Below are 21,047 nucleotides of genomic sequence, written 5' to 3'. Positions count from 1 at the left end.
ACGCGACCGTAGGTTGGTTACCCTACGGTAGCGTAACCTGGACCAATGGCTGAGCTCGTTTACCCGCCCGTCATCATGGCGGCGAAGCTGATGTTCCGGGTGCTGGACAACCGCATCCGGGTGGAGGGGACCGAGCACATCCCGTCGACGGGCGGGGCGGTCATCGCCTGCAACCACGTGAGCTACCTCGATTTCATCTTCTGCGGGCTCGGCGCGCAGCCGGCGAAGCGCCTGGTCAGGTTCATGGCGAAAAAGGAGATCTTCTCCAACCGGATCGCCGGACCGCTCATGCGCGGGATGCACCACATCTCCGTCGATCGCGGCGCCGGTCTCGCGTCGTACCGGGAAGCCGTCGAGCGCCTGAAGGCCGGAGAGGTCGTCGGCGTGTTCCCCGAAGCCACGATCAGCCGGTCGTTCACCGTGAAGGACATCAAGTCCGGCGCCGTCCGCATGGCCGCCGAGGCCGGTGTCCCCGTCGTGCCGATGGCGCTGTGGGGCACGCAGCGGCTGTGGACCAAGGGTCGCCCGAAGGACCTCACGAAGCGCCACGTGCCGATCTCGATCCTCGTCGGCGAGCCCATGCACCCGAAGGCCGACGAGGACGCCGAAGTCCTTTCGAAAGACCTTCGCGTGCGGATGTCCGCCCTCGTGGACCGCGCCCAGGCCGGCTACCCGGCCAAGCCGGACTCCGACGACGAGCGCTGGTGGCTGCCCGCACACCTCGGCGGCACCGCGCCGACCCCGGAAGAGGCCGCGAAGCTCGACCGCGAAGGCCGCTAGACCGCCTGTGCCGTCCGCTTGATCACGCGTGCCGTCCGTCCAGTCACGCGTGCCGTCCATCCCGTCACGCGTGTCGTCCGTCCCGTCACGCGAGCCCGCCTCCGCCGACGTCGCGTCATCTTTGCCGCACTCCTCAGTGGCGGGTCCGCGTGATCGGCCGGACGACACGTGTGTCCAGATGGACGACACGCGTGATCAGACGGACGTCGCGGCCTAGAACCAGCGCTCGAGCACCTGCGCGACGCCGTCCTCCGAGTTCGGCGCGGTCACCTCGTCGGCGACGTCCAGCACGTAGCGGTGCCCGTTGGCCATCGCGACGCCGTGCCCGGCCCAGCCGAGCATCTCGACGTCGTTGGGCATGTCACCGAACGCGATCACCCGTTCGGCCGGGACGCCCAGCCGCTGGGCGACCTCGGCCAGCCCGGTCGCCTTCGTGATGCCGTGCGCGGCGACCTCGATGAGCCCGCTGTCGGTCGAGTAGGTGATGTCGACCGAGCCGTCGAGCACCTCGCGCGCCGCCCGCGCCATCTCATCGGAGCTCATACCGCGCCTGCTGATCAGGAGTTTGATCGCCGGATGCCCGAGCACCTCGGCCCTCGGCGCCTCCGCGCCCTCGTGGTTCCCCCACGGATTGTGGTAGTCCGGTTCGATCACGAAACTGCGCGTGCCCGGATCCTGCGCTGATTCGCCGACCCGTTCCGCGGCGTACCGGCAGCCGGGAAGAGCGTGATCAAGAGCACTGACGGTGTCGTGCAGCAGCTGGGGTTCGAGGAGGCCGTGGACCGCGACGATCCGGTCCGTCCCGATCTCGTACAGCACCGCGCCGTTCGCGCATACCGCGTACCCGGTCAGGTCCAGCGGGTTCGCGATCGGGGCGATCCACCGCGGCGGGCGGCCGCTGACCAGCACGAACGGCACTCCGTCCTCGGTGACCCGCCGGACGATGTCGATCGTGCGTTCGGACAGGGTCTCCAGCGGACCGAGCAGGGTGCCGTCGACGTCGGAGGCGATCAAGAGGGGTTTGTCCACCGGCGCATTGTCCCCGATGATCCGCCCATCGGGCGAAGTGTCGGTCTGGACCAGTACCTTCCCGGGTGTGCGCGTAGGCATCGTGATCCTTCCGGAAGATCGTTGGTGGGCGGCCGAGCCGAAATGGCGGGCCGCCGAGGAATACGGCTTCGACCACGCTTGGACGTACGACCACCTCGGCTGGCGGAACCTCGTCGACGGCCCGTGGTTCAGTGCGATGCCAACGTTGACGGCGGCCGCGATGGTGACGTCGCGGATCAGACTGGGCACCTTCGTGGCTTCGCCGGTCGCGCGGCACCCCGTGCCGTTCACCCGTGAGCTGACCACCCTGGACGACATCTCCGACGGCCGCTTCATCCTCGGCGTGGGCGCCGGCGTCCCGAACACCAATTACGACGCGACCGTCCTCGACGGCCCCGAGCTGTCGGTCAAGGAGCGCACCGACCGCTTCACCGAGTTCGTCGAAGCGCTCGACGGCTTGCTGATGACCGACGGCTTCGACTTCGAGGGCGAGTACTACCGGGCCAAAGGCGCGCGGAACCTCCCCGGCTGCGTGCAGCGGCCGCGGCTGCCGTTCCTGGTGGCCGCGAACGGCCCGCGCACGATGACGCTCGCCGCGCGGTTCGGCGCGGGCTGGGCCACCACCGGCATCAAGGCGGACACCCAGGACGAGTGGTGGAAGGGCGTCGCGGAACTCGTGAAGACCTTCGACGAGCGGCTCGAGGCCGTGGGCAGGGACAAGGCGAGCGTGCAGCGGTTCCTGAGCCTCGACGCGGCGCCGGTGTTCTCCCTGTCCAGTGTGGAGGCGTTCAGCGACGCGGCCGGCCGGGCCGGGGAACTCGGGTTCACCGACATCGTCACGCACTGGCCGCGGTCCGGCGACTACTACGTCGGCCACGAGTCGACGCTCGAAGCGGTCGTCAGCGACGTACTCCCGGTACTCCAGGGAGGAGGCTCTTAGGCCGATCGGGTGACGTTGGCGGGCCGGGTAAACCACTTCCGCCCCATGGTCGTCTGACAGACAAGTACAGCGAGTGGGTGCGACCGCCGACGGTTGCCCCTCATGGGTCACCCCGGGGGTGAATGGGGGACTGAGGCTCGCGTGGTCGCGGCAGGGGCAGTCCGCGACCACGCGAGCCTTTATCTTTTTGGCGGCCCAGATGTCATGAAAGGGTCGTTCAGGACGAAAAATGTCCTGAACGACCCTTTCATGACACTCGAGGGCAGGGCGCCGGAGCGAACAGACCTCAGCGGGTCAGGGTGTAGATCGACGCGCCCGCGTTGCCGAAGTCCTTGCGCAGGAAGTTCAGCCCGTCCAGGTCACGCAGCCCCGTCGCCGGCGGCTCGCCGATCTTGATCGGCGTGCTCCCGATCAGCACGTGCTTGATGTTCAGCCGCCGGACCGCCGCCCGCACCTCGGGGTCGGTGTCGTAGTCGCGGAAGTGCAGCGCCAGGTACTTCGCGTCCGGCGGCGGCACGCCCGGGTCGTAGTGCCCGGCGACCGGGTGGATGCCGGTGATCGCGTACAGCCAGGCCGTCCCGTCGAAGCGCTCGTTGAGCACCTTCTCGTCCGGTCCGATGTTCATCTTGGTGAGCTCGTTCATCGCGGCCAGTTCGTCGGCGCTGACCGGCGGCGTGACCTCGCCCTCCGGCCCGTTGTAGTACAGGAACGACACCGCGTGCGCGTTCGACTCGGTGTAGAAGCCCTTGGTCAGCACGGCCGACGCGGCGACGATGAACACGGCGGTCGCCAGCCCGAGCCGGGCGGGCAGGGCGGGCCTGCTCTTGACCCAGGACCGGCCGCTCGCCCATTTCGCGAACCAGCGCTGCAGTTCCGCCATCCCGTGCCCGGCGAGCAGGCAGAGCGGGATCGCGGCGAGCGCCATCAGGCGGTAGCGGTCGTTCCACCACGGCCGCGACAGCGAGATCACCCACGGTTCGGCGCCGAACGAGGCGACCAGCACGAACAGCCCCGAGAAGCCCAGCGCGGCGAGCCCGATCCAGCGCATCCGCCCGAGCCGGAACAGGCCGAGGACGCCGATGACCAGCAGCACCGTCAGCCACACCTGTGGCGCGCTCAGCACCTGCCGGAAGGTCACCAGCAGGCCCAGCGACTTCACCACCGGCAGGTCGGAGCCCCACGCGTAATAAGGGTATGAACCCGAAGTGAATTTCAGGGCGCCGAGGATGTGCGGGGCCGCGAGCAGCGCGCTCCCCGCCATCACCGGCACCATCTTGACGACGTCGCCGCCGATGACGTGCCAGCCGCCGCGGCCTTCCGGCACGCCGTCGAGCCGTTTGTGCCGCAGCGCGCGGTACCAGCGCTGCACCACCAGCGGGAAGGCGAACAGCAGCGCGCCGAACAGCGCCGACGAGTGCGCCGCGAGCAGGCCGCCGGCGGTCAGCGCGAGCACGTAGCCGGTGTCGAGGCCTGGCCGCGCGAGGAAGCGGGCCAGCGCGACCACGGCCAGCGGCGTCAGCACGATCCCCAGCGCGAACGGCAGCAGCCCGCTGGACACCGATTCGTACGCGCCGGTGGTGGCCGCGGCGGCCACCAGCGCGGTGCAGCCCGCGAACACCGCGCGCCCGCCGAGCTGGCGGATCAGCGCGACCATCGACAGCGCGAAGATCCCGGCGACGGGCATGGTGATGGCGTTCAGCGTGACCGGGATCGTCGTACCCGAAATCGAGTACACGAGCGAGCCGACCAGGTGATACGCGTTCGGGTAGAACGAGCCGTCCGGGTACCAGTTGACGGTGCCCATGCCGGTCAGCGAGCCGTCGCCGGTCTCGGCGATGTAGCGGATGCCGTTCGCGTGGAACACGGTGTCCCAGCGCTGGAACACCGCCGTCGTGCCGCCGCGGGCGGAGAGCACCACGAGGATCGAGATCCCGACGGCGAGCGCCACACAGGCCGCGACGGCGTAGTGCGCGCGGGGGTGCCACTTCGTCGGCGGCTCCTCCGCGCCTGGCTTGATCCAGCCGCGGCTCTGGCCGAGCTTCCGCAGGCCGAAGCCCAGTCCGGCGAGCACGGCCGTGACGCCCGCCACGGTCAGCGGGTTGTACGACACACCGGCGAGTGCCAGCCACGGACCGGCCAGTCCGGTTACCGTGTAGGACAGCAGCGGGGCCAGGCCTGCCAGGGCCCAGCCGCGCAGGCCCGCGGCCCGGCCGACGAGCCCGCCGGGGATCGCCAGAACGGCCAGGTAGGTCAGGGTCGCACCGAAGTACGACCAGAAGGTGTCCGGAGTAGGCACTGCTTCCTAAATGTATCTGTCGAAGGTGAAAACCGGTGCTCGCTGCAGGGCGCGCTGGCGACGTGCGTACCCTCGACGCCCGTGAGCGCGCACACGAACCCCGACAAGATTACTGAAGCCGATTTCACCGGCTACGACCTCATCGTGGTCGGGTCCGGTTTCTTCGGGTTGACCGTTGCCGAACGGGCCGCGGCCGAGCTCGGCAAGAAGGTCCTCGTGCTGGAGCGGCGCCACCACCTCGGTGGCAACGCCTACTCCGAAGCCGAGCCCGAGACCGGGATCGAGGTGCACCGTTACGGTGCGCACCTGTTCCACACCTCGAACAAGCGGGTGTGGGAGTACGTCAACCGCTTCACCGAGTTCACGAACTACCAGCACCGGGTCTTCGCCAAGGTCAAGGACCAGGTCTACTCCTTCCCGATGAACCTTGGCCTGATCAACCAGTTCTTCGGCAAGTCGCACACGCCCGACGAGGCCCGCGAGCTGATCGCCAAGCAGGCGTCCGAGTTCGAGACCGCGAACGCGCAGAACCTCGAAGAGAAGGCGATCTCACTGGTCGGCCGCCCGCTGTACGAGGCGTTCATCCGCGGCTACACGGCCAAGCAGTGGGAGAACGACCCGAAGAACCTCGGCGCCGACATCATCACCCGGCTCCCGGTCCGCTACACCTTCGACAACCGGTACTTCAACGACACCTACGAGGGCCTGCCGGTCGACGGCTACACCGCGTGGCTCGAGAAGATGGCCGAGCACGAGAACATCGAGGTGCGGCTGAACGTCGACTACTTCGACGTCCGCGAGCACATCCCCGCCGGCACGCCGACGGTGTACACCGGGCCGCTGGACCGCTACTTCGACTACTCCGCGGGCCGCTTCACCTGGCGCACCGTGGACTTCGAATCCGAGGTCGTCGAGACCGGTGACTTCCAGGGCACCTCGGTCGTCAACTACAACGACGAAGAAGTGCCCTACACCCGGATCATCGAGTTCCGGCACTTCCACCCCGAGCGCAAGCACTACCCGAACGACAAGACCGTCGTGTTCCGTGAGTACTCCCGCTTCGCCGGCGAGGCCGACGAGCCGTACTACCCGATCAACACCCCGGACAACCGCGAGAAGCTCGAGCACTACCGCGAGCTGGCGAAGACCGAGGCCAAGGAACGCAACGTCCTGTTCGGCGGGCGGCTGGGCACCTACAAGTACCTCGACATGCACATGGCGATCGGTTCGGCGCTGACCGCGTTCGACAACAAGATCGCGCCGCACCTGACCGATGGCGCGCCTCTCGACGGGTCCCTCGATGCTTGAGAAGGGCGCACCCACGGGTGAGGTCGCCGTCCTGGCCAAGGCTCAGGGTGTCCTGAAGAGCGACATCACGGTGAAGGCGGCACGGGGTCTTTCGCACTTCGGCGAGCACAGCGCGGGATGGTTCGCGCTGGGGCTCGTCGGGGCCGCGGTCGACAAGAAGCGCCGCAAGGACTGGCTGGTCGCGGCGGCCGTCGTCGTCGGCGCCCACGCCGCGTCCATCGCGGTGAAACGCGTGGTCAGGCGGCCGCGACCGGACCACCCGAGCGTCGAGGTCCTGGTCTCCACGCCGAGCAAGCTGAGCTTCCCGTCCTCGCACGCGACCTCCACTACGGCGGCGGCGGTGCTCTACTCCGGATTGACCGGGCGTAACCTGGTCCCGGCCCTGGTACCGCCGATGCTGGCCTCCCGGCTCGTGCTCGGCGTCCATTACCCGACCGACGTTCTGGCCGGAGCGGCCCTAGGGGGCGTAGTCGGCGGCTTGATACGTAGGAAGCTGAAGCGACGATGAGTGAAACGACCGAGAAGGCCGATTCCAAGCCTGACGACGTAGAACCCGTGGCCGAGGCCGCCGAACCGAAGAAGGTCGCCGGCGGTCTCGTCGGCGGCATCATCAAGACGGCACGCCCGCGCCAGTGGGTGAAGAACGTGCTGGTGTTCGCCGCACCGTTCTTCGCCTTTTCGAAGTCGACGGACCGGACCGGCCTGCTGATCGCCGCGCTGATCGCCTTCGCGGCGTTCTCGCTGGTGGCCTCCTCGGTCTACCTCATCAACGACGCGATCGACGTCGAGGCGGACAAGGCCCACCCGACCAAGCGGAACCGGCCCATCGCGGCCGGGATCGTGCCGGTGCCGGTGGCCTTCGTCGCGGCCGGCTTCTTCTTCGCCGCGGGCCTCGGCATCTCGTTCCTCGCCAGCTGGCAGCTCGCGGTCGTGCTGGCGGTCTACGAGGCCGTCCAGCTCGGCTACTGCTTCGGCCTCAAGCACCAGCCGGTGGTCGACCTGGCCATCGTCGGCTCGGGCTTCCTGATGCGGTCGATCGCCGGTGGCGTGGCCGCGGGGATCGCGCTTTCGCAGTGGTTCCTGCTGGTCACCGCGTTCGGCTCGCTGTTCATGGTGGCGGGCAAGCGCTACGCCGAGATCATGCTCTTCGAGCGCACCGGGGCGAAGATCCGGTCTTCCCTCAAGAAGTACTCGGCGAGCTACCTGCGGTTCGTCTGGGCGACGTCCGCGGCGATCCTGATCATGTCGTACTGCCTGTGGGCGTTCGAGATCCGCCAGGTCGAGCACGACTCGGTCTGGGCGGTCGTCTCGATGGTCCCGTTCGTGGTGGCCGTGCTGCGCTACGCCGTCGACGTCGACGGCGGCAACGCGGGCGAGCCGGAGGAGATCGCGCTCAAGGACCGCGTGCTCCAGGTGCTCGGCGCGAGCTGGGTCGTCACGCTGTTCCTGTCGTTCTATCTCTGATTCGACAGCTCGGACACAGCGCATCCACAGGATGCGCACGCATCCTCGGTGATGGGGGCGGGCACTGCGCCCGCCCCCATCGACTGAGGAGCGAAAGATGAGCGACCCGCAGCGGCCGTCCGAAGACGAAGACAAGACGGTCGAGCAGCCCGCCGTCGGTGACGAGAGCCCGAAGAAACCCGCGGAGACTCCGGCCGCCGCCCCCGCCGGACCGCCGCCCGGCTGGGTGCCCGCACAGCCGGCTCCGCCCGCGAAGGGCGGTTTCCGCCGCTTCGCCGGGCACCGCGCGACGCAGCTCGTGGCGGTCGGCCTCCTCGGCTTCATCCTCGGCGGCGGGATCATCGGCACCGCCGTCGGCGTGGCCTCCCGTGGCGGCGACCGGCCCGGGTTCTCCCGTGAACATCGCGGTCACGACGGGCCCGGCGCGCACCGCGACTTCCGTGATGGTCCCGGTGACCGCGGCTGGCGTGACCAGAACCACGGTGGGTAGATAACGGAATCATCACGACACCGTGTACGGTGTTCGTGATGCGAAGCGCCTCCGCTGATCTGCCACAGGCTCCCGGTGCGCTGCCGGGAGCCGCCGTCCTTACCCGCCCCTGGGTGCTCCCTGCCGGGGCGGCGGCGGCTTCCGCACTGGTGTTCGTGCTGGTCAGCGGACATTTGATCGACGACACGTACATCACGCTGTCGTATGCGAAGAACCTCGCCTTCCACGGCCACTGGGGCCTGATCGAAGAGGGCACCGCCAACACCGCGACGTCGCCGCTGAACGTCCTCGTGCTGGCGCTCGTCACCTTCATCGTCCGGGACGCCGTCTTCGCCGCCGGGATCGTCTTCGTCGCCAGTCAGGTGGCGCTCGTCCTCGGTCTGCGCCGCATCGGCGCCGCGACCGGTCTCTCGGGCTGGTTCGCCCCGCTGGCGCTGGGCCTGCTGCTGGTGAACCCGCTCCTGCTGTCGTCGGTCGGTCTCGAAGTCGCCCTCGGGGCGACCGCGGTCGTCTGGCTGATGGTGTTCCTGCACGAACGCCATCCCGCCGCCGCGGGCGCGGTGATCGGCCTGATCGCGCTGATCCGGATCGATCTGCTGCTGATCGCCTTCGTCCTGTTCCTCGCGCGCCGCGAGTTCTGGGTGGGCATCTGGCGGATGACGTTCGCCGCGCTCGCGGTGATGCTGCCGTGGTTCCTGTTCAGCTGGCTGGTGCTGGGTTCGGCGGTGCCGGACACCCTGGTCATCAAGATCATGCAGCGATCATGGGGCCATTTCAGCTTCACCAACGGCCCGCTGCTGTACTGGCGCAACTTCCCGGTCGCCGCGACGCTTTCCTTTCTGCCACTCGTGATCGGCGGGCTCGCCGGTCTACTGTGGACGTTCCATTTCCGGCGTGGTTCGGAGCGGGCGAAGCAGCTGCTGCCGTTCGCGACCCTCGCGATCGCGGGCGCGGCGCACTATCTGGCCTACTGCTGGCTGAACGTCCCGCCGTACCACTGGTATTACGCGCCGAGCATCACCGGCGCGACGGTCTTCCTCGCCGCCGCTGCCTGCGCCGTACCCGGTCGCGCGCGGCTCGGTGCGGGGATTCTCGCCGGTGCGTTCCTGCTCGTGAGCGCCTTCGCGTACGCGGCTCCTGAGCTGCCGCGCCGGTTCGCGCCCATCACCAGCAACCACGCCGCGTCCGACGAGTACCGCCGGATCGGCGCGCAACTGGGCGAACTGACCAAGGGACGCAAGGTGGAAAGCGCGGGCGAGGTCGGCGCGCTCGCCTACGCCTGCGATTGCGACATCGTCGACCAGTTCTCCGACCGCGGCTCGGTCGACCCGGCCATCGTCGAGACGAAGAACCGCAGCAGCGATCTCGGGAAGGCCCTGCTGGCAGCGAACTTCCGGTTCTTCGACCACAGCGTTCCGCCCGCGACCCCGGATCTGGTGCTGGCCACCACCCGGAAGACGCCGCCACCGAACGCGCTGGCGACCTGGACGATCAGCTCGCCCTGGATGGGCACGCAGCAGCTCTACCTGCTCCCCGCTCGATGACTCCCGCATTTCGTCCTCTGAATGCGGTAGTTCGTGTCGCCAACTACCGCATTCAGAGGACGAAATGCGGGAAGTCAGCGGCGGGAGTGGGCGCGGTCGGCCTTGGTGACGGCCAGCAGGTCGCGCTGGAAGACCACGGAGCCGTCGGCGAAAGCGAACCGGAGCACCGGCCGCGGCGGGAAACTCCGCCCCACGAACTGCGCGGACACCGACCGCACCGCCCCCGACGGCAGCTCGTCGAAGGTCCGGAACGGCTGCGCGGGATCCTCGCCCTCCAGCATCCGCGCCGGGTACACGACGGCCAGCCGCCGGTCGGACAGCGTCAGCCGTGCCTCACCGTGGCCACCGGCGAGGTGGTCCGCTAGCCGTGCGGCGGTCTGCTCCGCGCTCTGGGCGACGACCCAGTAGGCGATCGTCGGGTCGTCGGTCCAGTCGGCTTCGAGGACGTCGGACGCGGGCAGCGGCCACCGCGGGTTCCCGGTCACCGCGGGGGTTTCCCGCGACGGTGAATACGGCAGCGTGAGCTTGCCGTCCAGCAGCATTCCCACGTAGCCGTGTGCGGGCGGGCAGCCGATGATCAGGCGCTCGCCGGGCGCGAGCCAGAACTGGTGCAGTTCCCGTTCGACGACCTCGTCGACGGACTTCGCCGCCTTGGTGTCCATCAGCTCACCGTCAACGAAGAGAGCCAGGCGAAGTGCCGGGGATCGTCGCTGTAGAACAGGAAGTCCAGACCCGATCCGTCCACAAAGGACGTACGAAGGCAAGGGACCCGCTTCTTGCCGTGCTCGGCCACCGTGAAGCCGGCGATCCGGTCACGCGGGATCTCGGCGCACAGCACCATCTCGCGCCGCGCGATCGGGACGCCCGCGGCGTTGTCGCCGTAGGACTTCGTGGTGATGATCGTGGCGATCTCCTTGCCGGTCTTGACCACGCCCTTGCCGAAGCCGATCGCCTTCCCGAGAAACGACTTCTCTGCGGGCTTTTCCGGCGGAACGACCTTCTCCAGCATCAGCAGCCGCGCGCCGGTCAGCGCCCACAGCCGCGAAGGCGAGCCGCTCGTGGGCAGCTCTCGCAGCGCCGTATGCGCCAGACCACCCTGCTCGCCGAGCACCACGACCTGCGGCGACGGTGGGGCGGACGACCCCGTTTCGTCTGCCCCGCCCAGCGCCGCGCTGACCACGTCGCCGGCGAAGTTCGCGGCGCCCGAGCCGAATTTGCCCAGCGCGCTCTTCTTCGGCACACCCCACGGATCGAGGCCGCGTACGTCGTAGTTCACCGTCTGGCCGTACGCGGCCCACAACAACCGTTCGCCCTGGCGCAGCGAAGGCAGGGCTTGTGACGCGGCCCCGAGCGGGGAGGCGAGATTCATTCTTCGATCGTGAACCCTCTGTCGGTCGCCGCGCGGCGCTCGTCCCCTAGATCGGCAGTTTCCGGAAGATCGGCCGGGGCACGTGCCGCAGGGCCGACATGACCAGGCGGAACGGCGCGGGAGCCCACACCAGGTCCTTGCCGGCGCGCGAGGCGTTGACGGCGATCTCGGCGACCTGCTCGGCGGTCTGCGCCAGCGGGGCGTCCTTGAGACCCTCGGTCATCTTGGTCTTCACGTGCCCGGGGCGGACGACGGTGATCTGCACGCCGAACTCGGACAGGGCCTCGCCGAGGCCCAGGTAGAAGCCGTCGAAACCGGCCTTCGTGGAGCCGTAGACGAAGTTCGACCGGCGGACCCGCTCACCGGCGACCGAGGACAGCGCGATGACCTTGCCGTGCCCCTGCTTCTTGAGCTTGTCCGCCAGCGCGACACCCACGGAAACCGCGGCCGTGTAGTTCACGGTCGCCGCCTCGACGGCCTTCGCGTGGTCCTGCCACAGCTCTTCCTGGTCGCCGAGCAGGCCGAACGCCACGACGGTGACGTCGATGTCGCCACCCTCGAACGCCTTGTCCAGTACTGCGGGGTGGGTGTCCATGGCCTTGGCGTCGAAGTCCACAGTGGACACTTCAGCGCCTTTGTCCTTCAGGCGCTGCGCGGCCGCGTCGAGCCGCGGCGACTGACGTCCGGCCAGCACGACCCGGAGGGGCTTCTCGGCCAGGTACTTCTCCGCGATCGCGAGCGCGATGTCGGAGGTGCCGCCGAGCAGCAGCAGGGACTGGGGGTTGCCCACAGCGTCGATCACAGTTCCAACCTTCGGGACATGTCAGAGGCGAAAACGCCTTCGGGGTCAACGGAAGCGCGGACCTTGCGCCATTCCTCGAGCCGCGGGTACATCTTCGCGAAGTTCTCCGCCGAGGTGCGCGAGTCCTTCGCCGTGTACAGACGGCCGCCGATCGCGAGCACGTCCTCGTCGAGTTCCTGGCAGAACCGGCTCAGCCCGTCCTTGATCGGGAAGTCGAGGCAGACCATCCAGCCGGGGTGCGGGAACGACAGCGGCGCCGGGTTGCCCTCGCCCATCTGCTTGAACACGTTGAGGAACGACACGTGCCCGGAGTCCGCGACCTTCTGGATGATCCGGCGCAGCGGCTCGTGCGCGTTCAGCGGCGTGCTGAACTGGTACTGCAGGAAACCCTTGGAGCCGTACGCGCGGTTCCACTCGCCGAAGAGATCCAACGGGTGGTAGAACGCGGTCAGGCTCTGGATCTGGTCGCGCGCGTTCTTCGCGGTCTTGCGGTAGTACAGCTCGCCGATCGCGGAGAACGACAGCTTGTTCGCCAGTCCGTTCGGGAACACGTCCGGCAGGGTCGCCAGGGTGCCCGGGTTGAACTTGAGCGGATCCGCCCGCAGCTTGGGCGGCAGTTCGTCCAGCTTCGCGAGCGAGCCGCGCTGGAAGGCGGCGCGGCCGAGCTTCGCGCCCCGGGAGATCGAGTCGAACCAGCCCGAGGAGTACGTGTAGTTGTCCTCGGAGCCGTCGGTGACCAGCGCCAGGGTCTCGTCGAGGTTCGCCGTGCGCTGGATGTCGGCCTTGAAGTAGGCCGTCTCCGTCTTCGTCATCCGGATCTTGGCGCGGACGATGACGCCCGTCAGGCCGATGCCCGCGACGGTCGCCCAGAACAGCTCGGAGTCCGGGCCCTCCGGGGTCAGCGTGCGCACCTGGCCGTCGGCGGTGACGAGGTCCAGCGAAACGACGTGGTTGCCGAAGCTGCCCGCCGAGTGGTGGTTCTTGCCGTGGATGTCGTTCGCGATCGCGCCGCCGATGGTCACCTGGCGCGTCCCCGGCAGCACCGGCACCCACAGGCCGTACGGCAGGCCCTCGCGCATCAGCTTGTCGAGGCTGACGCCCGCGTCGAGGTCGACGATGCCCGAATCCGGGTCGATCGAGTGGATGCGGTCCAGCGCGGTCATGTCGATGACCAGGCCGCCCGCGTTCTGCGCCGGGTCGCCGTAGGACCGGCCGAGACCGCGCGCGATGACCCCGCGTTCCCCGGCCTGCGTCACCGCGCGGGCGATGGTCTCCACGTCGGGGGTGCTCAGGACGTCCGCGATACTCGGCGACGTCCTTGCCCAGCCCATGAGCGTCTGCCGCTGTGTCTTGGGTGCTTGGGTCACGCCGACCAGGGTAACCACGCCGAACAATGCCCGGAACGTGACCCTGAAGTGCTCGCTTCTACACTTTGCGCATCAGCCCCAGCAGTTTATGAGGTAGAGCAGTGGTGGCGACCGACCCGAAAGCCGGCGTGACGGCAGCAGCGCCGTCCTCCCCTGGGCTGCTCGGGCAGCTCATCCGCTTCGGCCTCATCGGCGGCTTCTGCGCCCTGGTCGATTTCGGTGTTTACCAGGGGCTCCGTGCCCTCGGCATGGACGCGACGCCATGGGTCGACATCGCCCGCGCGCTCAGCTTCATCGTGGGCACCACGACCGCCTTCTTCCTGAACCGCAAGTTCACCTTCGCCGGTGGACGCCAGGAGGGCGCACGTCAGATCGGTAGCTTCGTACTCCTGTACGCCGTGACGTTCCTCGTCGCCGTCGGCGTCAACCGCACGATGCTGCACGTCCTGCCCGAGTCGGCCTGGAAGGCCACTCTCGGTTGGGTCGTATCGCAGGCAACCGCGACCGTGATCAATTTCGTCATGCTCAAGTGGGTCGTCTTCCGTGAGCCCCGCCCAGTCGTGTCAAGCACAGAGGAGAACTGAGGATTCATGCCCGGTAAAGCCGCCGTCACCGGAGAGGCCCCGAGCGCCATGGTGAGCACTATCGACGACACCCGCTTCGCGGAACGCACCCCGCAGGGCCGTCTCACCGCGCAGCGCGGGCTCTACGCCGGCCCGGCCCCCATCGTCAGCAAGGACCTCTACGCCGAGCTCGAATGGGGCACCGCCGTGCGCGACCGCGCGGGCATCGCCATCGAGCCCGCGTCGAAGGTGTCCGGCAACACCTATTTCGGGCGCTTCCCCGCGAGCTACTGGCAGCGCTGGACCGACGTGACCGAGGTCCAGGTCGAGGCCGTCGTCACCGGTGACGGCCAGCTGTCCGTCGGTGCCTCCGACATCGAGGGCGACGCGCGCGTGGTCGCCGCTCAGATCGTCACGGGCGCGAAGCAGCTGAAGGTGACGCTCACCGCGAAGCTCGACAAGTTCTACGACGGCGGCGCGCTCTGGCTCGACCTCGAGACCGAGGGCGGCCAGTCGCTGCGCGTCGAGAACGTCCGCTGGACGGTCGAAGCGCCGGAGAAGATCCGCCCGACCGCGGTGACCATCTGCACGATGAACCGCGCCGACGACTGCCTGTCGAACCTGCAGGCGCTCGCCGCCGACGTCTCCTCGCTGGAGACGCTCGACGCGATCTACGTCGCCGACCAGGGCACCGACCTCGTCGAGTCGCGTGACGGCTTCGAGCAGGTCACCAAGGACCTCGGCGACAAACTGCACTACATCAAGCAGCCGAACCTCGGCGGCGCCGGCGGGTTCACCCGCGGCCTCTACGAGGTCGCCGGGCACACCGAGACCGAGCACGCGAACGTCCTGTTCATGGACGACGACGTGCTGCTGGAGCCGGATCTGGTGATCCGGATGACCGCGTTCTCCAACCGCACGGTCAACCCGGTCATCGTCGGCGGGCAGATGCTGAACCTGCTGCACCCGAACCAGCTGCACGTCGGCGCCGAATACGCCCGGCTGAACACGCTGGAGCCCGGCCAGCCGGTGCAGCACTCGCTCTCGACCGCCGACCTGCTCGGCGTCGACGAGGAGACCCTCAAGCCGAACCGTCAGGAACGCCGCCTCGACGCCGGGTACAACGGCTGGTGGTCGTGCCTGATCCCGTACGAGGTCGTCAAGGCCACGGGCTACCCGCTGCCGTTCTTCTTCCAGTGGGACGACGCGGAGTACAGCTACCGCGCCCGCGCGCACGGCTTCCCCACCGTCACCCTTCCCGGCGCCGGCGTCTGGCACGCCGACTTCCACTGGAAGGACTGGGACGAGTGGCACCGCTACTTCAACCTGCGGAACTCGATCATCACCGCCGCGCTGCACTCGCCGTTCAACCTGAACCTGCTCTCGCGCGTGCTCATCGCGCAGCTGGTCCGGTACCTGCTCGGCATGCAGTACGGCCTGTCCGCCACGCTGATCAAGGCCGTCGAGGACTTCCTCGAGGGGCCGGAGGTCCTGCGTGACGGCGGCGTCGCCGCGATGAAGGAGATCCGCCGGATCCGCGACGAGTACCCCGAGACCAAACGGCACAAGGCCACCGACGTCCCGGGCATCGCGTCGAACGACATCGGCATCATCAACAGCGCGCCGCGGCCCAGCATGCAGCGCCTGGTGCTGATCAAGCGGATCCTCGACCGGGTGCTCGGCCGCAGCCGCCACTCGCTCGGCGCGATCCCGATCGACGAAGCCCACTGGTGGCACGTCGCGACCTTCGACACCGCCGTCGTCACCGACGCTTCGCAGGAAGGCGTGCGAGTCCGCTCGTACGACCGCGCGAAGATGTTCGACCTGGCGCGCCGGGGCGCGAAGGTGATCCAGCGGCTCCGCAAGGAAGGCGGGGCGGTGCAGGAGCAGTACAAGCGCTCCATGCCCGAGCTGACCTCGCGGGAGAACTGGAAGCGGCTCTACGAGCTGTAGGCCCGCTTCGCACACAGGCGTGCTAGGAAAGGCTCTTTCATTGCAAATTTTGCAATGAAAGAGCCTTTCCTTGCATCCCGGGCCCTGGTTCCGCTCCAGTGCCCCCAAGGTGGCATTGGGGTCATTGAGCGTCCCCAATGCCACATTGGGAGCACTCGAGGCCCCGAAAAAGGGAGCAAGGGACCTTTAGTATCGCTAGCTTTCCTAGCGGCGCTAGACCCACGAAGGCTCAAGTAAGGGTAGCCTTACCGGCATGACGGATCTGGTCGCCCGCGCCCACGCTCTCGCCGATGATCTCCTCTTCCCGGCAGCCACCGAAGTCGATACCAAGGGCGAAGTCCCTTCAAGCCACTTCGACGCCCTCGCCGCTGAAGGCTTCTACGGCCTCGCGGCGCCGAAGGAAGCAGGCGGTCCGGGCGCCGACCTCCCGACGATCGTCCAGGTCCTCGAAGTCATGGCGGGCGGCTGCCTCAGCACGATGTTCACCTGGATCCAGCACCACGGCCTCGTCGCGGCACTGAGCCAAGCCGACAGCCCCGACAGCGCCGAACTGCGCGAGCGCTACCTCCCGGCGCTGATCAGCGGAGAACTCAAGGCGGGAGCCGCGTTCGCCGCGGTGATCCCGACCCCGCCCAGGCTGCGCGCGGAACGCGTCGAGGGCGGCTACCTGCTCGACGGCGAGGCCCCGTTCGTCAGCGGTTGGGGCGTCATCGACCTGCTCCAGCTCTGCGCCCGGGACGGCGACACCGTCCTCAGCGCGATAATCGACCCGGTCGCGGGGGAGCGGCTGGAGGTCCGGCCGCTCGACCTCGTCGCGGCGCAGGGCACAGCCACCGTGCACCTCGGCTTCACCCGCTACTTCCTCGCCGACGAACGTGTCTACGGGAAGACCCCGCACGCGGACTTCGTCGCGGGCAACACCTTCGCGTCCCGGCTCAACGGCTGCGCGCCCCTCGGCTTGGCCGCCCGCCCCGCGAGGCTCATCGAGGACCTCGGCAAGGCCGACGTCGCCGCCGGGATCCGGGCCGAGATCGACGCCGTCCGCGGGCGGCTCGACGCGGCGCTCGCCGATCCGCCGTCGCTGCCCGCGGCCAGGGCGGCGGGCGCGGAGCTCGCGTTCCGGGCCGCGGGCGCGCTGGTCGCGGCCAACGGCAGCACGTCGGTACTCGCCGGACGACACCCCCAGCGGCTCGTCCGGGAAGCCACCTTCCTGCTGGTCGCCGCCAGCCGTCCGGAGATCAAAACCGGTCTGCTGGAGCTTTTCTCCCGGAACTAGTGGAGACCGAACACACGGGTCTTGCGGTTCAGGTCGTCGATGTAGGCGGCGGCGACGTGGGAGAAGTTGATCGCCACCTCGGAGTCGTCTCTCGTCTGGATCGTCTGCACCGAACCGGTGCGGACGAAATGCGAGAGATCCTTGGTCAGCCGTTCGGTTTCTTCCGTCGTGAGCGCGAAGAGCAGCGGCTCTCCGCCGGTGGCGAGATGGAGGACGAGCGCGGGTTTCTGGTCTGCCATGAATCCATCGCACCAGCCTTGATCACAACCGGGCAAGCGGGTTCGCTGCGGGCGTATCGGGTGAGTGGACTACGTTCATCCCCGACGGACAAGACACCCGCGGGGGGAAATGGCGATGCCGCATTCGTTCTCGTTGTCGCTGGCGGCGGTGGACATCCTGCTCGAATACGGCAGGCTGGGGACGGCGCCCGCCCCGTTCGAAGTCCCGCATATGGGAACGACGACCGATCAGCGCGCGATGGTGCGCGAAGCCGTCTTCCGCGATCTCGAAGGCCGCGGTCTGATGCGCGGCGGCAGGCTCGACGCCGACGTCGAACTCGCGCTCGCCACGTTCGTCAACCCGCAGCTGGCCGTCTGGACGGTCGCGCAGATGGACAACGACAAGCAGCTGTTCGCGCGGGCGACGACGAACGGGCAGTTCGCGGTCGTCGTGCGCCAGGACGAGAACCTGCTCGTATTCGAGGAGACCAGGCCGACCGCGATCGTCGCGTCGATCGTCGACCTGCTGCCGCTCACCCCGGCGGGCCCCGGCCAGTCGGTCACCATCGCGAAGCCCGCCAGCGCGCCAAAGCGTGCTCGAAACGACGACGCGTACGACCCCTTCGCCCAGGTCAGCGGTCCCCGGTCCCACGGGTCGAATCCGCAGCAGCGGCAGGTGGAGCGGATCTTCGAGAAGCCGATGAAGCGAGTGGGCCAGTTCAGCGTGTTCATCCGCGGCGGCAGGCTGTTCCCGCCGCTGGCGTGGTTCGACACCGAAGCCGGCCGGTTCATGATGACCTCGCGCCAGGCGGCCGACGGGCAAAGCTGGCTGACTTACGCTCCCGCCGACAACGCGAGGATCGCGCAGCAGCTGTACGCCCAGCTCGAAGGCCAGTTCTGAACCGTGGGGAACCGGGCGGACGCCCGTTTCGTCACAGTTCCGGAGATCTTCGGTGATCGGTGAATCACCGTTGCGCTGGGTGCTCGGCTAGTAGACTGCCGGGCGATACGGGCGAGCAGACGATGCAGTGGGGCGGGCGATGGCTTTCGAAGCGGACGGCGGACAGGCGGCACCGGACTTCTCGATCGGCTCCGCCATGGGCGCGGCGGCCAACTACGTCGCGATGGGTGGCCTGAACCAGGCCGCCATCGCCCAGGTCAGCGCGGAGACCCAGAAGCTGGTCTCGGCCGCCAAGAGCGGCGGCTTCAAGATCACCGAGGAAGGTGTCAAGCCGCTCCTCCAGGCGGTGCGCGACATGGGGACCGAGCTCACCAGACTGGAGCGGCAGACGATCCGGCTCTCCGAAGAGCCCCAACTCGGCGACCACCCGTACGGCAGGGCCGTCGCGGCCCACGACCACAAGGGCGCCGCCCAGTCGGCCAATTCGGCGAGTGCGGTGCTCGGCAAGTTCAAGCAGGTCGTGGCGGACACCGAAGAAGCGCTGTTGCGTGCCTCAGGGCAGTACAAGAAGAAGGAACAAGACACGGTCGAGGCGCTCGATCGGCTCAAGAGCTGAGGCGGAATGAAGAAACTGCTCCTCGTACCGCTGACCGCGGCCGCGTTCGTGCTCGTGGCCTGTTCCACCGAAAAGCCGGGCATCCCCTCCGCGGCGCCGTCGTCGCCCGCGCAAGGCGGCGAGTCCACCGCTCCGACGGCGACCACCGGGGGTGCCGACCCCGCGTCGATCGATCCGTGTTCGCTCCTCGGCGTGGCCGATCTCGCGTCGTACGGCACTTTCAAGGCGCCGGTTCCCAAGGATGCCGGCGGTGCCCGTGGCTGCGACTTCACCAAGGAGGCCGAGACGGCGGCGGACGCCGTCACGCTCGGCGTCGACATCCGTGACAAGCAGGGTGTCGACAGTGTCGTCGACGGCGGGAACGGCAAGACCACCGGCAATGTCAATGGCCGCAAAGCGGTGCTCGTCCCGAAACCTCCCTCTGGCTGCCTGATGGCCCTCGAAATCGGCGCCTCGGCCCGGGCCGACGTCGTGGTCGTCGCCTCGGATCCGGAGAAGTCGTGCGGGATGGCGGAGAAGATCGCCGACATCGTCGAACCGAAGCTTCCGAAGGGCTAGGGGGACAGGATGACCACGAACAGAAATCATGTGACCGAGGACGAGTACGTCGCAGGTCTCTCGCCCCAAGCTCGGGACCAGTACTACCAGGACAAGGCGAGCGGGGAGGTCGGCGACGGTCCGTTCGCGATCTTCCAGCGGTTGATCGCCCAGGGCAAAGCCCAGCAGAATTCCGAAGACGTCGGCAACAAGACCGTCGACGAACTGACCAAGAACAAGGACGTCAAGTACGTCGAGGGGCTCGAGCCGCCGAACGGCGACTACCTCGGCTACGACCACCAGAAGCTCGAACAGTTCGTCAACAGCAACCTGAACGTCGAGCAGGTCTCCGAAGTTTCGACCGCGTACCACGAGATCCACAAGGCCTTCGACACGTTCTCGAGGACGATGGACGAGGCCGTCACCGCGTCGAAGGGCACTTGGGACGGCGACGCGGCGGGCAACGCGCAGGGCTATTTCAAGAGCCTCAGCAAGTGGTCGGAGACGAACTCCCAGAACGCGAAGCTCGCCTCGGAGACGATCTACGACCAGGGCACCGCGGCTTCCACCGTGAAGAACACGATGCCCAAACCGATCCCCTTCAACTGGAAGGAAGAGGTCGGAGGGTGGATGACGTCGAACCCGTTCAACCTGGGCGACAACATCGACAAGTCCATCCAGAAGCAGAAGGACAGCCAGGAGGCCCACACTCAGGCGGCCTCCGCCATGAACAACTACGACAAGTCCTTGTACGAGGCCGCGTCGAAGCAGCCGGTGTTCGCCGAGCCGCCGAAGTTCGGTGCGGGTGGCGGCGGCGGGATCGAAGAGCCCCCGCCGAGGCCGCTGCCCTATCAGGTGCCGCCCGGTTCCAACAATCCCGGCTCGAACAACCCCGGCAACACCTACATCCCGCCCGGCAGTGGTGGCGGGGGTAACGGCGGCGGTGGTGGAGGCGGCGGGGGCGGAGGCTCGTCCATCCCGGGACCCGGCAGTAGCACGGGTTCGGGCAGCATCCCGTCGAGCACGACGCCGTCCGGCCTCCAGGGCGGGCCGCCGCCGATCACCTCGCCCGGCCCCAACAACAACACCGCGATGCCGATCAGCCCCATGCCGATGGCGCCGCCCATGATGGGCGGTGGCATGGGCGACTCGGACCACAACAGCCGAACCGGCCGCGGTGGCGGCGGAAGCGGGTTCGGTCCCGGTAGCGGCGCGGGGTCCACGCCCGGTTCGGGTTCCGCGTCCGGCGCGGCCCGGCCTGGTGGTGTCGGCGCCGCCGAAGCGGCGGCAGGCCGCGGTATGGGCGGCCTCGGCGGTGGCGCCGCCGGTCGTGGCGGGCCGGGGATGGGCGGCGGCATGGGTGGCCGCGGTCAGCAGGCCGACGGGGACGAGGACACCGAGCACCAGCGTCCGACGTACCTCGTCGAGGGCGACCCGGACGAGGTCTTCGGGACCGACATGCGCACCGCACCGCCGGTCATCGGCGAATAGAGCGGCGCCTCACCGGAAGTGAGATGAAAGGCCCCTTCATTGCAAAATTTGCAATGAAGGGGCCTTTCATCTCAAGTAGGGG

The 21,047-nt window shown here is 68.3% G+C and carries 21 protein-coding genes; 14 read left to right on the top strand and 7 right to left on the bottom strand.

Going from position 1 to position 21,047, the window contains the following annotated elements; all coding sequences use genetic code 11:
* Positions 1–45 precede the first annotated feature (45 nt).
* Positions 46–780 carry a 1-acyl-sn-glycerol-3-phosphate acyltransferase gene (locus DMH03_RS03240; protein ID WP_125790497.1) on the top strand — a complete coding sequence of 245 codons (735 nt, stop codon included), beginning with the start codon at positions 46–48 and terminating at the stop codon, positions 778–780.
* Between the two features lie 213 nt (positions 781–993).
* On the opposite strand, the gene DMH03_RS03235 is transcribed toward DMH03_RS03240, so the two are convergent.
* The gene (locus tag DMH03_RS03235) at positions 994–1,794 is read right to left on the bottom strand and encodes an HAD family hydrolase (protein WP_199748750.1); all 801 of its coding nucleotides are present in this window, start codon (positions 1,792–1,794) and stop codon (positions 994–996) included.
* Positions 1,795–1,876: 82 nt separating this feature from the next.
* On the opposite strand from DMH03_RS03235, the gene DMH03_RS03230 reads away from it, so the two are divergent.
* Positions 1,877–2,770 carry an LLM class flavin-dependent oxidoreductase gene (locus DMH03_RS03230; RefSeq protein WP_125790495.1) on the top strand — a complete coding sequence of 298 codons (894 nt, stop codon included), beginning with the start codon at positions 1,877–1,879 and terminating at the stop codon, positions 2,768–2,770.
* A gap of 286 nt (positions 2,771–3,056) precedes the next feature.
* Here the strand turns inward: DMH03_RS03230 and DMH03_RS03225 are convergent, their stop codons facing one another.
* Positions 3,057–5,066, bottom strand: coding sequence for a DUF6541 family protein (locus tag DMH03_RS03225; protein WP_125790494.1), 2,010 nt, complete (start codon positions 5,064–5,066; stop codon positions 3,057–3,059).
* An 81-nt stretch (positions 5,067–5,147) separates the two neighbouring features.
* Here DMH03_RS03225 and glf point away from each other — a divergent pair, with 81 nt between their 5' ends.
* The 5 genes from glf to DMH03_RS03200 all read left to right on the top strand — a co-directional run bounded on the left by glf (position 5,148) and on the right by DMH03_RS03200 (position 9,872).
* On the top strand, positions 5,148–6,374 hold the full coding sequence (gene glf, locus DMH03_RS03220; RefSeq protein ID WP_125790493.1) for a UDP-galactopyranose mutase: 1,227 nt from the start codon (positions 5,148–5,150) through the stop codon (positions 6,372–6,374).
* Positions 6,367–6,882 carry a phosphatase PAP2 family protein gene (locus DMH03_RS03215; RefSeq protein WP_125790492.1) on the top strand — a complete coding sequence of 172 codons (516 nt, stop codon included), beginning with the start codon at positions 6,367–6,369 and terminating at the stop codon, positions 6,880–6,882. Before glf ends, DMH03_RS03215 begins: the two co-directional genes overlap by 8 nt.
* Positions 6,879–7,838, top strand: a complete 960-nt coding sequence (locus DMH03_RS03210; RefSeq protein WP_125790491.1) for a decaprenyl-phosphate phosphoribosyltransferase — start codon at positions 6,879–6,881, stop codon at positions 7,836–7,838. The genes DMH03_RS03215 and DMH03_RS03210 overlap by 4 nt, the downstream gene beginning before the upstream one ends.
* Before the next feature lie 97 nt (positions 7,839–7,935).
* Positions 7,936–8,328, top strand: coding sequence for a hypothetical protein (locus tag DMH03_RS03205; protein WP_125790490.1), 393 nt, complete (start codon positions 7,936–7,938; stop codon positions 8,326–8,328).
* A 38-nt stretch (positions 8,329–8,366) separates the two neighbouring features.
* Positions 8,367–9,872 (top strand): hypothetical protein, encoded by a 1,506-nt coding sequence (locus tag DMH03_RS03200; protein ID WP_199748663.1) that lies wholly within the window; start codon positions 8,367–8,369, stop codon positions 9,870–9,872.
* 74 nt (positions 9,873–9,946) lie between these two features.
* Here DMH03_RS03200 and DMH03_RS03195 read toward each other — a convergent pair whose 3' ends face one another.
* Genes DMH03_RS03195 through DMH03_RS03180 form a run of 4 tightly spaced genes read right to left on the bottom strand, consistent with a single transcriptional unit; the run spans position 9,947 to position 13,410 of the window.
* Positions 9,947–10,534, bottom strand: coding sequence for a hypothetical protein (locus DMH03_RS03195; protein WP_125790488.1), 588 nt, complete (start codon positions 10,532–10,534; stop codon positions 9,947–9,949).
* On the bottom strand, positions 10,534–11,241 hold the full coding sequence (locus tag DMH03_RS03190; RefSeq protein ID WP_125790487.1) for a hypothetical protein: 708 nt from the start codon (positions 11,239–11,241) through the stop codon (positions 10,534–10,536). Before DMH03_RS03190 ends, DMH03_RS03195 begins: the two co-directional genes overlap by 1 nt.
* Before the next feature lie 46 nt (positions 11,242–11,287).
* Complete coding sequence (locus DMH03_RS03185; protein ID WP_125790486.1) at positions 11,288–12,043, bottom strand: decaprenylphospho-beta-D-erythro-pentofuranosid-2-ulose 2-reductase; 756 nt, start codon at positions 12,041–12,043, stop codon at positions 11,288–11,290.
* On the bottom strand, positions 12,040–13,410 hold the full coding sequence (locus DMH03_RS03180; RefSeq protein WP_125790485.1) for an FAD-binding oxidoreductase: 1,371 nt from the start codon (positions 13,408–13,410) through the stop codon (positions 12,040–12,042). Before DMH03_RS03180 ends, DMH03_RS03185 begins: the two co-directional genes overlap by 4 nt.
* A gap of 101 nt (positions 13,411–13,511) precedes the next feature.
* Between DMH03_RS03180 and DMH03_RS03175 the strand changes: the two genes are divergently transcribed.
* The 3 genes from DMH03_RS03175 (at position 13,512) to DMH03_RS03165 (ending at position 17,202) form a co-directional block, all read left to right on the top strand.
* Positions 13,512–13,994, top strand: a complete 483-nt coding sequence (locus tag DMH03_RS03175) for a GtrA family protein (RefSeq protein WP_125780598.1) — start codon at positions 13,512–13,514, stop codon at positions 13,992–13,994.
* Between the two features lie 6 nt (positions 13,995–14,000).
* Entirely contained in the window at positions 14,001–15,926 is a 1,926-nt protein-coding gene (locus DMH03_RS03170) for a glycosyltransferase (RefSeq protein WP_125790484.1), read from the top strand.
* Positions 15,927–16,179: 253 nt separating this feature from the next.
* The gene (locus tag DMH03_RS03165) at positions 16,180–17,202 is read left to right on the top strand and encodes an acyl-CoA dehydrogenase family protein (RefSeq protein WP_125790483.1); all 1,023 of its coding nucleotides are present in this window, start codon (positions 16,180–16,182) and stop codon (positions 17,200–17,202) included.
* On the opposite strand, the gene DMH03_RS03160 is transcribed toward DMH03_RS03165, so the two are convergent.
* Positions 17,199–17,441, bottom strand: coding sequence for a hypothetical protein (locus DMH03_RS03160; protein WP_016330689.1), 243 nt, complete (start codon positions 17,439–17,441; stop codon positions 17,199–17,201). The genes DMH03_RS03165 and DMH03_RS03160 overlap by 4 nt on opposite strands.
* Positions 17,442–17,556: 115 nt before the next feature.
* Between DMH03_RS03160 and DMH03_RS03155 the strand changes: the two genes are divergently transcribed.
* The 4 genes from DMH03_RS03155 to DMH03_RS03140 all read left to right on the top strand — a co-directional run bounded on the left by DMH03_RS03155 (position 17,557) and on the right by DMH03_RS03140 (position 20,965).
* Positions 17,557–18,321, top strand: a complete 765-nt coding sequence (locus DMH03_RS03155) for an ESX secretion-associated protein EspG (RefSeq protein WP_199748662.1) — start codon at positions 17,557–17,559, stop codon at positions 18,319–18,321.
* Between the two features lie 139 nt (positions 18,322–18,460).
* Positions 18,461–18,937: a hypothetical protein gene (locus tag DMH03_RS03150; RefSeq protein WP_233611257.1), complete on the top strand. Its 477-nt coding sequence runs from the start codon at positions 18,461–18,463 to the stop codon at positions 18,935–18,937.
* 6 nt (positions 18,938–18,943) lie between these two features.
* On the top strand, positions 18,944–19,495 hold the full coding sequence (locus DMH03_RS03145; protein WP_125790480.1) for a DUF3558 family protein: 552 nt from the start codon (positions 18,944–18,946) through the stop codon (positions 19,493–19,495).
* A gap of 9 nt (positions 19,496–19,504) precedes the next feature.
* Complete coding sequence (locus tag DMH03_RS03140; RefSeq protein WP_125790479.1) at positions 19,505–20,965, top strand: hypothetical protein; 1,461 nt, start codon at positions 19,505–19,507, stop codon at positions 20,963–20,965.
* Positions 20,966–21,047: the final 82 nt, after the last annotated feature.

The sequence above is a fragment of the Amycolatopsis sp. WAC 01376 genome (genome assembly GCF_003947415.1).
In the GTDB taxonomy this organism is placed as follows: Bacteria; Actinomycetota; Actinomycetes; order Mycobacteriales; family Pseudonocardiaceae; genus Amycolatopsis.
This window is presented reverse-complemented; position numbering and strand designations above follow the sequence as displayed.

What these genes read in the sequence shown, in the direction of transcription:
- DMH03_RS03210 (WP_125790491.1), top strand. Translation starts at nt 6,879, where the DNA reads ATGAGTGAAACGACCGAGAAGGCCGATTCCAAGCCTGACGACGTAGAA.
- DMH03_RS03155 (WP_199748662.1), top strand. Translation starts at nt 17,557, where the DNA reads ATGCCGCATTCGTTCTCGTTGTCGCTGGCGGCGGTGGACATCCTGCTC.
- DMH03_RS03190 (WP_125790487.1), bottom strand. Translation starts at nt 11,241, where the DNA reads ATGAATCTCGCCTCCCCGCTCGGGGCCGCGTCACAAGCCCTGCCTTCG.
- DMH03_RS03240 (WP_125790497.1), top strand. Translation starts at nt 46, where the DNA reads ATGGCTGAGCTCGTTTACCCGCCCGTCATCATGGCGGCGAAGCTGATG.
- DMH03_RS03200 (WP_199748663.1), top strand. Translation starts at nt 8,367, where the DNA reads ATGCGAAGCGCCTCCGCTGATCTGCCACAGGCTCCCGGTGCGCTGCCG.
- DMH03_RS03215 (WP_125790492.1), top strand. Translation starts at nt 6,367, where the DNA reads ATGCTTGAGAAGGGCGCACCCACGGGTGAGGTCGCCGTCCTGGCCAAG.
- DMH03_RS03170 (WP_125790484.1), top strand. Translation starts at nt 14,001, where the DNA reads ATGCCCGGTAAAGCCGCCGTCACCGGAGAGGCCCCGAGCGCCATGGTG.
- DMH03_RS03145 (WP_125790480.1), top strand. Translation starts at nt 18,944, where the DNA reads ATGAAGAAACTGCTCCTCGTACCGCTGACCGCGGCCGCGTTCGTGCTC.
- DMH03_RS03150 (WP_233611257.1), top strand. Translation starts at nt 18,461, where the DNA reads ATGGCTTTCGAAGCGGACGGCGGACAGGCGGCACCGGACTTCTCGATC.
- DMH03_RS03165 (WP_125790483.1), top strand. Translation starts at nt 16,180, where the DNA reads ATGACGGATCTGGTCGCCCGCGCCCACGCTCTCGCCGATGATCTCCTC.
- DMH03_RS03140 (WP_125790479.1), top strand. Translation starts at nt 19,505, where the DNA reads ATGACCACGAACAGAAATCATGTGACCGAGGACGAGTACGTCGCAGGT.
- DMH03_RS03160 (WP_016330689.1), bottom strand. Translation starts at nt 17,441, where the DNA reads ATGGCAGACCAGAAACCCGCGCTCGTCCTCCATCTCGCCACCGGCGGA.
- DMH03_RS03195 (WP_125790488.1), bottom strand. Translation starts at nt 10,534, where the DNA reads ATGGACACCAAGGCGGCGAAGTCCGTCGACGAGGTCGTCGAACGGGAA.
- DMH03_RS03205 (WP_125790490.1), top strand. Translation starts at nt 7,936, where the DNA reads ATGAGCGACCCGCAGCGGCCGTCCGAAGACGAAGACAAGACGGTCGAG.